Origin of the sequence: Desulfosarcina sp. BuS5, assembly GCF_028752835.1 — a bacterium.
Taxonomy (GTDB): domain Bacteria; phylum Desulfobacterota; class Desulfobacteria; order Desulfobacterales; family BuS5; genus BuS5.
This window is the reverse complement of sequence record NZ_CP087952.1, coordinates 505042-518488: the sequence shown is the minus strand read 5'-3', so window position 1 is coordinate 518488 and position 13447 is coordinate 505042. Positions and strand designations below refer to the sequence as shown.

Annotated in this window: 15 protein-coding genes and 1 riboswitch; of the genes, 12 read left to right on the top strand and 3 right to left on the bottom strand. The window is 42.1% G+C overall.

Features of this window, described 5'->3' with window-relative positions; all coding sequences use genetic code 11:
• The first annotated feature begins 210 nt into the window (after positions 1-210).
• From BuS5_RS02500 to BuS5_RS02465, 9 genes are all read left to right on the top strand, one after another.
• The gene (locus BuS5_RS02500; protein WP_027353226.1) at positions 211-597 is read left to right on the top strand and encodes a hypothetical protein; all 387 of its coding nucleotides are present in this window, start codon (positions 211-213) and stop codon (positions 595-597) included.
• On the top strand, positions 590-1153 hold the full coding sequence (efp, locus tag BuS5_RS02495) for an elongation factor P (RefSeq protein WP_027353225.1): 564 nt from the start codon (positions 590-592) through the stop codon (positions 1151-1153). Before BuS5_RS02500 ends, efp begins: the two co-directional genes overlap by 8 nt.
• Positions 1154-1184: 31 nt before the next feature.
• A complete protein-coding gene (locus BuS5_RS02490) occupies positions 1185-1484 on the top strand; it encodes a phasin family protein (RefSeq protein WP_027353224.1) in 300 nt (99 codons plus the stop codon).
• On the top strand, positions 1481-2668 hold the full coding sequence (gene argJ / locus BuS5_RS02485) for a bifunctional glutamate N-acetyltransferase/amino-acid acetyltransferase ArgJ (RefSeq protein ID WP_035264562.1): 1188 nt from the start codon (positions 1481-1483) through the stop codon (positions 2666-2668). Before BuS5_RS02490 ends, argJ begins: the two co-directional genes overlap by 4 nt.
• A complete protein-coding gene (locus BuS5_RS02480) occupies positions 2637-3356 on the top strand; it encodes a pseudouridine synthase (protein WP_232223020.1) in 720 nt (239 codons plus the stop codon). The genes argJ and BuS5_RS02480 overlap by 32 nt, the downstream gene beginning before the upstream one ends.
• Positions 3357-3392: 36 nt before the next feature.
• Complete coding sequence (locus tag BuS5_RS20315; RefSeq protein WP_084445662.1) at positions 3393-3533, top strand: DUF4160 domain-containing protein; 141 nt, start codon at positions 3393-3395, stop codon at positions 3531-3533.
• Positions 3534-3617: 84 nt separating this feature from the next.
• A complete protein-coding gene (locus BuS5_RS02475) occupies positions 3618-4505 on the top strand; it encodes a B12-binding domain-containing radical SAM protein (protein ID WP_198012192.1) in 888 nt (295 codons plus the stop codon).
• A gap of 157 nt (positions 4506-4662) precedes the next feature.
• Complete coding sequence (locus BuS5_RS02470) at positions 4663-5973, top strand: nucleotide sugar dehydrogenase (protein WP_027353220.1); 1311 nt, start codon at positions 4663-4665, stop codon at positions 5971-5973.
• 384 nt (positions 5974-6357) lie between these two features.
• A riboswitch (cobalamin riboswitch) is annotated at positions 6358-6642 on the top strand.
• A 238-nt stretch (positions 6643-6880) separates the two neighbouring features.
• Positions 6881-8200: an LbtU family siderophore porin gene (locus BuS5_RS02465; protein WP_051374614.1), complete on the top strand. Its 1320-nt coding sequence runs from the start codon at positions 6881-6883 to the stop codon at positions 8198-8200.
• Positions 8201-8274: 74 nt separating this feature from the next.
• On the opposite strand, the gene BuS5_RS02460 is transcribed toward BuS5_RS02465, so the two are convergent.
• Positions 8275-8826 carry an NUDIX domain-containing protein gene (locus BuS5_RS02460; RefSeq protein ID WP_035264558.1) on the bottom strand — a complete coding sequence of 184 codons (552 nt, stop codon included), beginning with the start codon at positions 8824-8826 and terminating at the stop codon, positions 8275-8277.
• A gap of 180 nt (positions 8827-9006) precedes the next feature.
• On the opposite strand from BuS5_RS02460, the gene BuS5_RS02455 reads away from it, so the two are divergent.
• From BuS5_RS02455 to BuS5_RS02445, 3 genes are all read left to right on the top strand, one after another.
• Positions 9007-9264, top strand: coding sequence for a hypothetical protein (locus BuS5_RS02455; RefSeq protein WP_051374613.1), 258 nt, complete (start codon positions 9007-9009; stop codon positions 9262-9264).
• Between the two features lie 280 nt (positions 9265-9544).
• Positions 9545-10741: a hypothetical protein gene (locus BuS5_RS02450; RefSeq protein WP_157487329.1), complete on the top strand. Its 1197-nt coding sequence runs from the start codon at positions 9545-9547 to the stop codon at positions 10739-10741.
• Positions 10738-12093, top strand: coding sequence for a cation:proton antiporter (locus tag BuS5_RS02445; RefSeq protein ID WP_027353218.1), 1356 nt, complete (start codon positions 10738-10740; stop codon positions 12091-12093). Before BuS5_RS02450 ends, BuS5_RS02445 begins: the two co-directional genes overlap by 4 nt.
• A gap of 9 nt (positions 12094-12102) precedes the next feature.
• On the opposite strand, the gene BuS5_RS02440 is transcribed toward BuS5_RS02445, so the two are convergent.
• Both BuS5_RS02440 and BuS5_RS02435 read right to left on the bottom strand, forming a co-directional pair.
• A complete protein-coding gene (locus BuS5_RS02440) occupies positions 12103-12531 on the bottom strand; it encodes a hypothetical protein (RefSeq protein WP_157487328.1) in 429 nt (142 codons plus the stop codon).
• Between the two features lie 36 nt (positions 12532-12567).
• A complete protein-coding gene (locus BuS5_RS02435; protein ID WP_027353216.1) occupies positions 12568-13389 on the bottom strand; it encodes a DnaJ domain-containing protein in 822 nt (273 codons plus the stop codon).
• Between the last annotated feature and the right edge of the window lie 58 nt (positions 13390-13447).

The window sequence follows — 13447 nt, the reverse complement described above, 5'->3', positions numbered from 1 at the left end:
GCTTACGTTTTATTGAATGAAGCAAAAGACATAAGGGAACTTACAGGAAATAATCTATGCAACTGTTACCACGCCTTGAAGACGAACAAAAATTCTGCACGATATGCGTAGATTATTCCCTTCCAGTTCCCTAAACGATTTGCGAACAAAGGCTGAATATGTTAAACAAAAAAGAAAATGTCAACTCAATTTTAAGGTATCAGGTTTTCGTTGCCCTATGAATCTGTGAGCGACTATTTTTTAACAGACACTTTACCCATTAATAATAAGGAAAATATTTCGGATCGGCAACCTGTGGAGAATTTTATCGGAATAACAGGCAATCCATGCGATTGGGATATGGCCGCAGAGCTTGTTGAAAGAAGCGGTATACCTGTAATTCTTGCCGGCGGCATTTCGCCTGAGAATGTTTTTGACGGCATCAGGCATATTCGCCCATTCGGAATTGACAGTTGTACAAATACCAATGCAGTTGATGAAAACGGCTGTGCCATACGGTTTAAAAAGGAGATCAAGCGTGTAAGCAGTCTTGTGGAAAATGTAAAAAGAGCAGAAAAAGCTATAAAAAAAGGAGAGGAAAGGTTATTTTATGTATGAAAGCAGTGATCTGAGAAAGGGACTTAAATTTGAGATAGACGGACAGCCGTATGCAGTTATTCAATTCGCATTCGTAAAGCCGGGCAAAGGGAGAGCGCTGTATAAATGCAAGCTTAAAAACATGGTTACAGGTGCTCAGTTTGACAGAACTTTCAGATCCGGCGATAAGTTCAATGAAGCCGACCTTGAAGAGTACGATATGGAATATCTTTATGCAGATAGAGATAGTTACTGCTTTATGAACAGCTCCACTTATGAACAACATTTTCTTAACAAGGAGCAAGTCGGTGATGCTGTGAATCTTTTAAAAGAAAACACGGCATGCACTGTACTCATGTTTGAAGGGCAGGCGATCGGACTGACGCTACCGAATTTTATCACGCTGAAAATAATTAAATCCGACCCCTGGGCCAAGGGTGATACTGCCTCCGGAAGCACAAAACCTGCGACTCTTGAAACAGGTTTTGTTATCCAGGTTCCGCCCTTTGTAGAGGAAGGTGAGTTAGTCCGTATTGACACAAGAACCTCTCACTATGTGGAACGAGTTAAGGAATAATGTTTATAACATATGAATCAGGAGGAACGCCGTGATAGATTTAATGAAAAAAACTTTGCTGACGGGTATAGGTTTTGCGTGCATGACCAGGGAAAAGATAGAACAGTTTGCAAAAACACTGGCTGAACAGAGTGACGTTTCCGAGAAAGAAGGGGAAAAAATGGTTGATGAACTGCTGCAAAAACACGATGAGGCAAAAGAGGGCCTTGATAAACGTGTCAAAGGTATCGTAAGCAGCATTATGGAGAAAATGAATCTTGCCACCAAGGCTGATATATCGAGGCTCGAGAAGCTGATTAAAGAATCGGAGACAAAAGCAGGGGAAAAATGACTGAAGCAATTATTTGCCCCGGATTCAAGGCAGCCGGTGTGACAGCGAGTATTAAAAAAAACGGGGAAAAGGATCTTGGCCTGATTGTTTCCGAAACCGACGCAAGCGCTGCGGCAGTCTTCACCCGTAACATTATTAAGGCCGCGCCTGTTATTATCGATGAGGAACGGATCAGGAAAGGGAGATGCCGCGCTATAATCGTCAACAGCGGTAATGCCAATTGCTGCACAGGTATAAAAGGGATGGACGATGCTTTAGTAATGACAAGGGTAACCGCCTCGGAGCTGGGAATATCCGAGGAATTTGTACTGGCGGCATCAACAGGTGTTATAGGTGAACAGTTTCCCATTGAAAAGATTACAGCCGCTGTTCCGGGAATGATAGCCACGCTCTCTTCTGACGGTTTTACAAATTTTGCCCAGTCTATTATGACCACCGATACATACCCCAAGATCGTTTCACAAAAAGGGAATCTTGACGGCAAAATTTATACTGTTACAGGAATAGCAAAAGGCTCCGGTATGATATGCCCTGACATGGCGACCATGCTCGCTTTTATCTGTACGGATGCTGAAATTGCACCTGACATCCTTAAAGAGATCCTTGTTACCGCAACAGAACGCTCATTTAACCGGATCACAATAGACGGCGATACCAGCACAAATGATACTGTAATCATTATGGCAAACGGATGTTCCGGAGCGGTTGTTAAAAATGATGCTCAAAAAAGGACCTTTCAGAATATCCTTGACGATACGATGATCAGTCTTGCAAAAATGATTGTAAAGGACGGTGAAGGAGCCACCAAGCTGGTTGAAATAATTGTAAAAGGCGCCGGCTCGCATGAGGATGCCCGTATTGTAGCAGATACTGTTGCCGATTCCAGCCTTGTAAAGACGGCGCTGTTCGGAGAGGATGCCAACTGGGGACGGATAATCGCCGCGGCAGGAAGATCAAAAGTGCCTGTGGAACCGGATCAGATTGATATATTTTTTGATGATGTTCTGATGGTTAAAAACAGCACAGGATGCGGAGGCGCGGCCGAATCCGCTGCAACTGCTGTTTTAAAAAAACCCGAATTCAGCATCACCCTCGACCTTAACATAGGGACAGGGTATACCTCTGTATTTACATGCGATTTTTCTATTGACTATGTCAAAATCAACGCAGATTACAGAAGCTGAGTCAATCATGCGGCTGCAAAAATATATGTCCCAAGCAGGATTCTGCTCAAGAAGGGAAGCTGAAAAATATATCACGGAAGGGCTGGTCAAGATAAACGGCTCTGTTGCGGAAGTGCTGGGCACAAAAGTGGATACCGGGATCGACAGGGTGGAAGTTAACGGCAACCTGTTGAAAATAATTAATAAAACGGTTTATGTTGCGCTTAATAAACCGAAAGGCTACGTTACGAGCTGCAATCAGGATGGCGACAATATAGTCCTTGATCTTGTGGATATTGCAGAAAGAATCGTTCCTGTGGGCAGGCTGGATAAAGATTCCACCGGTCTGTTGGTCCTGACTAATGATGGAACCTTTCACCACAGGCTGCTGCATCCTTCATTTGATCATGAAAAGGAATACGAAGTTACCCTATCAAAGCCCCTTCCGGATAAATGTTTCAGGAGTATGGAAAAAGGGCTGCCAATGATGGGAAGCAGAACAAGACCTGCAAAAATAAAAAGGCTTTCTCCCAAGCGCTTCAGGATTATTATAAAAGAAGGGAAGAACAGACAGATACGCCGCATGGTACGCAAGGTCGGAGGTAATTTAACAAGCTTAAAAAGAATCAGGATTTCAAATATTAAGCTCGGAAATCTCCCACTGGGCAAATGGCGTTATTTGACAGATGCTGAAAAAAATATATTTTAAAGAAAGGCCAATTGTAAATCATATTTGGGAAGTATAATGCCATCAATTTCCATGTTTTATGGAATTATCATTTACATGTATTTTATGGATAACAAGCGACATAACGTTCCACATATTCACGCCAAATACCAAGAGCATGAAGCAGTTGTTTCTATCCCTGATGGCGATGTTTCATGAAGGTAAAAGCATGGGATGGTACCATTGCATGGCCTCATGAACAAGATATCTGCCCTGACACCTTATATATAGATTCAGTGAAAAATGCGTGAACATATGCGTTACGAAGGCCCCATATATCGACCTCCCAGTGAGGCGGATTCGCTTTTAATACAGGCTACGGTAGGATGCCCGCATAACAAATGTACCTTCTGCATGGTATATAAAAACGGGATCAGATTCAAGATACGCGAAGTATCGGAAATAAAAGAAGATCTGCTACAGGCACGTGATATTTATGGCGAATATGTAAAAACCCTGTTTTTCCCGGCAGGAAACACCATAGCCATGAAAACAGATGATCTTTGTGAAATTTGCCGATTTGCAAGGGAGACTTTCCCACATTTGCATAGAATTACAGTATACGGCTCATCTCAATTCATACATAAAAAAGGTCCCGAAGGACTCAAACTTCTTGCTGAAGCAGGTCTTTCCAGAATCCATGTGGGACTCGAATCCGGCGACGATGTAATTCTTAAAAAAATAAAAAAGGGCACCAACAGTAAAGAGCAAATTGAGGCCGGGCAATCGGTTATGTCTGCCGGCATAGATCTCAGTCTCTACGTTATTCTTGGTATAGGAGGCAGGGAGCGGACAGTACCGCATGCAGAAGAGACTGCCAAAGTCTTAAATGAAATATCCCCGGATTTCATAAGACTGCGCACTTTTGTGCCTAAAATTAACACGCCATTGCTGGAAGATGTAAATATGGGCGTATTTCAAATGCTTGGTCCCCATGAGGTGCTGGAAGAGACTGCAATGCTGGTCAAAAATTTATCAGCATCATCCTGCCTGCTCAGTGATCATTACACAAATTATATCAACATAAAAGGAAAATTGCCCGACGAAAAATATAAACTGCTTGAAGAGATTGAAAAAGCAATGAAAATGGATGCGTCTGCATTCAGATCTTTTTTTGTAGGCAATCAGTAATCTATAGACCGTCAGATAATTACCCGATCTTAAAATTTGGCACAAGGCCAGAGGGGTAGGGGTTCAAAATCTTGAACCCCTACTCCGACGACCGATAACGCAGTGAAATTATTTATGTGACGGTCTATATTAAGTTAAAATCCGACGAGGAAAAAGTATGCTAACATTTGAATCACTAAAGGCGCGCAAGGATAAAATTGTTGTTATGGGCCTCGGTTATGTGGGACTTCCGCTGGCAGTACACCTGTCGAAGCATTTTGATGTTTTAGGCTATGATTTTAAGCTTGAAAGGATAGAGGAACTTAGAACTGGTTTTGATCGAACAATGGAGATCTCCAAAAAGGACCTGCAGAATGCCGTCATAAATTTTACAGATGATCCTCAAAAAATATCGGAATGCCGTTTGATTATTGTTGCTGTGCCGACGCCAATAGATGAATACCGGATACCTGATTTAAAACCTTTGCGCGGGGCCTCTGCAACAGCGGGGAAGTATATGCAAAAAGGATCATCGGTAGTCTTTGAATCGACAGTCTATCCCGGGGCGACAGAAGATGTCTGCGTTCCTATTCTTGAGCAGGAATCAGGCTTAAGGTTCGGTACTGATTTCACGGCCGGTTATTCCCCGGAACGGATTAACCCCGGTGATAAAATACATACAATCGACAAGATTCTGAAAATTGTATCAGGCTCTGATAAAGATACTGCCATGTTACTTTCCCGGGTTTACGGAGCTATTGTAACGGCTGGAATCCATTTGGCTTCTTCGATAAAAGTAGCTGAAGCGGCAAAGGTTATAGAGAATACCCAGAGAGATCTGAATATAGCGCTTATGAACGAACTCGCCCTGATTTTTGATAAACTCAAAATAGATACTTCGGAAGTTTTGAAGGCGGCCGGGACAAAATGGAACTTTTTACCCTTTAAACCCGGCCTTGTTGGCGGTCATTGCATTGGAGTGGATCCATATTATCTAACCTTTAAGGCCGAAGCCATCGGCTATCACCCAGAGATAATACTGGCAGGCCGCAGAATAAATGACGGCATGGGGAAATATATTGCCGAACGCGCAGTCAAAATGCTTATAAAAGCCGGGAAACAGGTCAACAGTGCAAAGATAGCGGTTCTTGGTATAACATTTAAGGAGGATGTGCCTGATTTAAGAAATACAAAAATAGTCGATATAATAAATGAACTTGTTGATTACGGCATAGAGGTGCTTGTTCATGATCCCTTGGCAGACCCGGATGAGGCGGCTTCATTTTATGGGATCGATCTGCAACCGATGGAGGCGCTTTCAGGTGTAGATGCAGTAATAGTCGCAGTTATTCATAAAAAATACATAGAACTTGGCATTTCCGGGATTGCGGAGTTATGTACAAATTCAAAACCGATTCTGCTTGATATTAAAGGCGCCTTCAGCCGTGATGAAGCGGAAAAACAGAATATCAAGTATTGGAGATTATGAAATTCTGAATTAAAAAAGTATAAAATTAATACAGACACGAGAAACAATAATGAATTGACATCCTCGACATAATTAAATATATAATAATTAACTAGTGGGCAGAAGCTTGCTGCAAGATATAAATATTTTCAATAATTAATTCAAACCACGAAGGTTTATGTATCATAAAGATACAATTTCTTCGTGGTTTTTTTTTGCTTGACAGGGAATGGCGGAATCCGCGGATATGAAGATATTTTACTCCAGCAATTCTAATTATGGCATATTTTTATCTATATATAGATTATGAAGCATGGCGTTGCTACAATATGATGTGCCACAACCTTCCAAAATTAGAATTGCTGATTTTACTCTTGCATCATATATAATCTTTATGCTAGTATTATAAAATAATAATGATCAGGTGCTGTTCAAGCCTAACAGGGAACCTCGTTAAAATCGAGGACGGGCCCGCCGCTGTAATCGGGGACGAAGACCGCGAAAAACCACTGTTGTAGTTTAATGGGAAGGTGCGGTTGTTAGATATAGATTTCCACATAAATAATTTCACTGCGTTATCGGTCGTCGGAGTATTATAATACGCCTTCCTCCCTCTGGCCTTGTGAAATGAATTATCTGAAGATCTATAGATCCGAGAGTCAGAAGACCTGCCTGATCATAGATGATATATTTCGTGAAGCAATTAATAATATCAAATCAAAATTCTGAGGATAAAAAAGGGAAATCCCCGGGTCGTTATGCGATTCGGGGATTTTTTTTCTTGACTTATGTTTTGGTTAATTGATATTTATCGGTCTACCAAACAATATATAAAAATATGAAGGGAGGTGAGTTTATAGTTTTTAGTTAGGCTTACCTAAAAAAATTTTGTTAGTCTATTACAATATCTTTAACGAAAGGATGTTCAATGAAAAAGAAAAACTGGTTTATAATGGGAGCTGCTTTAATTTGCTCTATTTTTTTCATCAATTTTAATGTCTTTGCCATGAGTTCTGAAACAGAGATGCTGTTAAAGCTCCTAGAAAAAAAAGGGATTGTAACGACTGAAGAAGCTGCTGACTTAAAGCAGGCTGTTGAGGCAAGTGTAGAACAGGAGCGAGTGACGCCCGGCAAAGAGCATGTCGGCAAAATGAACGTGGCCGACCGTCTTTCAAATCTCGAGAAACAAGTCTCAAAAACAGCAGTTGTGAATGATTTCCTTGAAAGAGTCGATATCCACGGGCTTATAGAAGTCGAAGGTTATACGGCAAGCAGGGGCAGCGGCCTCTACGGTAACCGCGATTCCAGCGATATCACCCTTGCCACCGTGGAACTGGAGATTGACGCCCGGATAAATGAATGGGTCAACGGTCATTTACTGTTTCTGTATGAGGATGATGATACAGAAGACTTTACAGTGGATGAAGCGATAATAACCATTGGTAATACCGAAAAATTCCCGCTTTATCTGTCAGCAGGTAAAATGTATGTGCCCTTCGGTAATTTTGAATCAAACATGATTCAGGATCCACTGACACTGGAACTTGGTGAAACCAGGGAAAGCGCGGCGCAGATCGGCTTTGAATTCGAAGGTTTTTACGGGTCGGTATATACCTTTAATGGTGATGTAAGCGAAGGCTCCAACAATAGCAATAAGGTCGACAACTACGGCGCCAATATCGGATTTGCATTTGAGCAGGATCAGTTTAGCTTTGATATAGGCTGTGATTATATCAACGATATCACCGACTCTGATGTTTTGACAGATGTTTTGGATGATGTATCAGATAATTTGGTAGGAGGGGGGCGTGATGAAATCGATGATTATGTTTCCGGCCTTGCAGCGCACCTTGTAATGAATGTGGGTCCGTTCCAGTTTATAGGTGAATATGTTGGAGCTATTGACGATTATAATGCTGGTGAAATGAACACAAGAGGGAAAAAAGCAAACCCTGAATCATGGAATTTTGAAGCAGCTTTTACGCAGGAAATTTTAGGCAGGGAAACGACCTTCGCTTTAGCCTATCAGGGAACAAACGATTGCGTGTTTGTTGATTATACTCCAGGGTCGTTCGACGATTATCTTGCTTTGCCCGAAGACCGTTATATGGGCGTAATCGGAATTAGTATCCTGGAAAACACCATGCTTAAGCTTGAATATATGCACGATGAAGATTACAGCGAAAGCGACGGCGGCACAAATGCACAGAATGATACCGTATCAGCCCAGGTTGCCGTTGAATTCTAATCTGATGCAGCGCTGATAGGGGTAGTTAATTATTTTCAAAAGGCTGAAGGGGGCAATCTCTTTCAGCCTTTATTCTATTGTAACGCTGTAGAGACAAGGCATGCCTTGTCTCTACTTGACATCAAAAGACCCGTAATAGTCTTGCCGTCCGTTATCTCACCATTATAAATCATATCAATCGCATCTGAAAACTTGACTTCATAGACTTCCAGGACTTCATTATCGTCCAGGTTCTGCTCTGCCTGTTTCAGATCATAGGCCGCAAAAATGAGAATTCTTTCGTCTGAATATCCCGGCACAGGCGTTATTGCGCCGATTTGTTCCATTTTGCCTGCTGCATACCCGGTCTCCTCGGTCAATTCTCTATAAGCGCACTCAATCGGATCTTCATCCTGCTCCAGCGTGCCGGCCGGGATTTCCCAAATATATTCACCTATTGCATGCCTGTATTGCTTCAGCAATATAAGAGTATCTTTATCCAAAAACGGAATTATAGCGGCCGCTCCAGGGTGCCGTATGATATCCATTTTGGTGGATTTTCCATTTTCAAGGGTAATCTCTTCATTGACAAGATCAAACACTTTGCCTTTGTAAACAGATGTAATTTTATTTACTTTTGGACTCACCTTAATCTCCCGATCCTGAATTCACAATTCCTAAATTATTTCTATTATGATATGTAAAACAAATCAACCAAAACCAATCCTAAAACTCAGATATAAGGAATAGCAAACTCGATGCCCTGCAGATCAATTCCGTAGAGAACCTTCCCTTAGAGGAATCAGCGGTCGAGCGCCAGCGGGTTAATGGATGAAAGTAAAGCTAAAGCCTTAGGGATTCGGGAATATGTTATGAAACCCATTATCAGAAATAAGATTGCCAGGACAATAAGAAAGATGATGGATGAACGAAAGGAAGGTCTCGAGACAATCATTGAACTCAAACAAAACTTTCCGGATTCGAAGATTATTGCCATTTCAGGAGGTGGACGAATTGGTCCGGAGAAATATCTAAGCATGGCCAAGAAATTAGGCGCAGGGTACACCTTCTCCAAACCTGTTTAACGAGAAGAGCTTTTAGCGGCGGTTCGGGAACTTATAGGGTAACCTATTGGTACTTTCATTATAAAATGAATTATATTATAATCTATAGAATCGGTATTTTTACCGCAGAGGACGCAGAAAGCGCAGAGGAATTGTTTAAATTTATGTAATATTATCCCAGCGATCTCTGCGGTAAAATCCAGTGTTTGTACAAAGTAAATGTAAGCTGAAAAAAGAAGGCTGTCCAAAATATAATAATAAAAACAAATCTGATTTATCAGGTCTGCTACAGGATATAAAATTGAAAATTATCTTTGCTTCTCTCCTGATTATTTTTCTTGCTTTCAGCGGATATCACCTTTCATTTAAAAACTTCAAACCCCCCCTTTTTATGCGTGTATTTTACCTCTCCGGCACGGAGTTTCTATTTCTTGGGTTTCTCCTCGGCCCCAGGTTGCTAAATATTATAGACAATGAAACCGTAAAGGCCCTTGAACCATTTACAACATTCCTGCTTGGATGGATCGGATTCCTTTTTGGCCTGCAGCTTGAAATCAGAAAAATAAAACGGTATCCCTTTGAATTTTTAATCGGTTCCATTTTAGAGGGGTTTATTGCTTTTATTATTGTTTTTGCCGGAAGTTATTTAATTTTAACGAATATCGACTTTTTGGCAGGCAAATTATCACTTCCGGCGATACTGGTATTGTCTGCTGTTGCATCATGCACCGCTCCCACCGGTTTAGCCCTTAGCACAACACGGTCGATCAGAAAACATGATAATACTGTGAAACTTTTGCAATATATTTCAAGTATCGACGGCTTGATCGCGATACTCGTTTTTGGACTGGCTTTTTTTCCCCGCACCCCTGTTTTTTTCGAAGCCGGCCTATTTCATCACATCGGCATGAATGCTCTGTTGTATATGGGCGCCTGCCTGGGGTGTATTATCCTCTTTGCTATTTTGCTTTCAATCCGCAGGGAGGGTCCGGAACTGATCCTTCTTGCTATCGGCATGGTGGTATTTACAGGCGGAACCGCAATGATTCTAAATTTTTCACCTCTTATAATAAATTTTCTGGTGGGATTCAGCCTTGTTAATCTGACGAAAAATGAGAACCGGCTTTTTGCAGTTTTTATCGGTATTGAAAAGCCTGTTTATCTTATTTTATTGATTTTTCTTGGGGTGAGTTGGCATTTTGAGACCATATGGATTCTGTTTCCGGCCGCTGCTTACTGCATGCTTCGTTTTTTTGGCAAAATATTGGGAGGATATGTTGTCACGCGCATTGGTTCAGAGATGAAAAAATACCCGTCCCTTTTGGGAATCGGTCTACTATGCCCGGGAGGTCTTCCTTTGGCTATACTTCTCGATTTTCAAAAAGGATTTTCCGGCCCTAATATATCCCTGGTTACCTGCATGGTTCTAATTTCAGTAATATATAATGATATTTTAAGCCCAAACCTGTTAGAGCGGCTGCTTGGAAAAGACAAATGACCAGACCTGATCCATTACAGAAAAGTTTGATGGCAAATTTCCTGTTCCTTATTTTTTTAACCTTATTCGCAGCAGGGATTAACTACCTGAATAAGGAAGGGAAATTTGGACAAACAGGTTATGAAAGTTTTGCTCTCGGATTTGTTATGCTTGCGGCCTATTCCTCCGCTCAGCTCTTCAAAACGGTCGGGCTTCCTCTTATCAGCGGTTATATATTTTCAGGTATAATTGCCGGACCTTATATAACAGGTTTTTTGGATTTTGAAATGGTGCGCAAATTCAGTTTAATCGATGATATTGCCCTTAGCTTTATTGCAATGACGGCCGGAGGGGCTCTAAAAATCGAGTCTCTTAAGAAACGTGGGATAGCAATTTCCCTTAATACCATTCTTCTTTCCATCCTGGTCTTCTGTTTTGTATATAATTTCATTATTTTTACCGGCCATTATTTTCAATTTATTCGAAATCTCACCCACCCCCAGATAATTGCCTTTGCTCTCCTTTTGGGCGTTATCGCCATTGCCCGTTCACCGTCATCCGCCATAGCGATTATAAATGAATGCCGGGCATCCGGTCCTTTTACGGATACGATCCTGGGGGTAACAATTGTTATGGATGTTTTTATAATTATTTTTTTTACAATTGCAATGACCGCGGTTCAGGTGGTTCTGGCAGAATCGGGCGCTATCGATTACCAAGCGTTTTATATATTATTTTGTGCCATAGCAGTTTCTTTTTTCATTGGCGGCTTGCTGGGAAAGTTCATATCATTTTACATCAGATCTGCCGGTCATGATCTTACACTTATCCTGCTTTTCATCTCTTTTACTGTAACCAAAACCTGCGTGGCGGTAAATCCCTTAATGGAAACGCATTTCAATGTCGTTTTCCACCTGGAGCCATTGCTGATATGTATGAGCGCTGGATTTACAGTCCAGAATTTCAGCCGGGAAGGCAATCTCTTTCTTGGCAGTCTGGACAGGGTTTCCCTGCCGATTTACCTCCTGTTTTTTACCCTGGCCGGAGCCGCCCTGGATATTGAAGCGCTTCGTATGTGCTGGCCCCTTGCATTATGTATTGCATTTGTCAGGGTCTTAGGTATCTTTACGGCAACATGGCTGGCAGGCTCCTTAAACAAAGATCCTGTAAAACATAAGAGGAATGCCTGGATGGCATATATCACCCAGGCGGGGGTCGCCATTGGGCTGGCCCAGCTTGCCGCCCGCCAGTCCCGGGAAATCGGAGTTTACCTGTCAACCATTGTCCTGGCTGTCATTACGATCAACCAGGTAATCGGCCCCATAACTTTCAAAATAGCACTCAGACTGACAGGTGAGGCGGGAAAAGAATAATCAGAGCTGTCACTTCTTTTTTGGCCCTTGCTTTTTGTCGGAAGCGGTTTTTAAGGGGCGTCCGAGTTTTTTTTCCAGGTGCCGATGCCTTCCGGAAGGATCAAGATCCTGCCCGAGCCTCTTGAACCGCACAAGAGGAACAACAAAGTAAATACCCTGGGAGGGTATCCCTGTGTCGCTGCACAATGTTTCGAGATAATCGACAGCCTTGTCTAAAATTTTTATATTTTCTATACCGGTAAAAAGAGTTTTGTTATGAAGTGCCCCGCCGCTTGTAAGGGTTCTGAATCCGGCAAAAATGGGGATATGATGGCTGATCAGTTGCAGGGAATCCGTACTCTCAACCACGGTTGCTCCTGTAATGCCCATATCAAGCCATCCGGCTAAAAGATCATCCAGAATCTCTTCATTATTGATCACGACAATTAACAAATACACGTATCACACATTCAATGGCATGCCATTTCACCTTTCCTAATTTTTTAAGCGGGCGATAAATTTATTAATTTTTTCAAGCATCGCTTTCTTGATTTTTACCTTAAGATATAAATCTCCGCAACGCCCGCCGCCTTTGCCGTCCGCTCCCATTCCCGCCAGCCGGATCTGTTGCCCCTTATGCACGCCGGGTGGTATCTGGATAATCAGTTTTTTAGCTTTCTGTTTCAAGTAGTAAGCATGCGAACCACCCTGCCGCGCTTTTTGCGCGGAAATAGAAATAACATCCCGGATGTCGGAACCATCCTCGGGTAATTCCATGCCGCTTATTTTATTAAACACATAGCGTGATAATTTGCCTACATTGCCGGACAACCGTGCCTGGCGTCGGTATGAAACAGACCTGCGGCAACCTCTTTTGCGGCCTGGAGCGCCGAAAAAAACACCCCCCCGGGCATAAAACCCGGGCCGCTTGAACTCAAAACGGTGAAACCGGTTCCCATAATGTTCGCTGAAGATATCCTCAAAACCCCTTAAACCGAATGATTTAGACAGTTCCTCAAAAATCTGATTTATATCGGAACCGTTGAAAATATCCTGATCGGTATATGACTGGCGGAACCGGGAATAGCTATTCGTCCCGAACTGCTGCTGCATAGTATCGTATTCATCGCGTTTCCTGTTATCTGAAAGCACGGCATAGGCTTCGTTAATAAGCTTCATTTTGCTTACCGCTTCCGGACTGTCCTGGTTGCGATCGGGATGGTATTTTAAAGCCAGCTTGCGATAAGATTCTTTTATTTCATTCGCTTTTGCGGTTTTTGAAACATCCAGAATTTTGTAGTAATCTTTATTTTCCATAATATTTTAATTATCGGCATTAATCCGTTCAGGATTTACCAAGATAAATCTCCTTGTG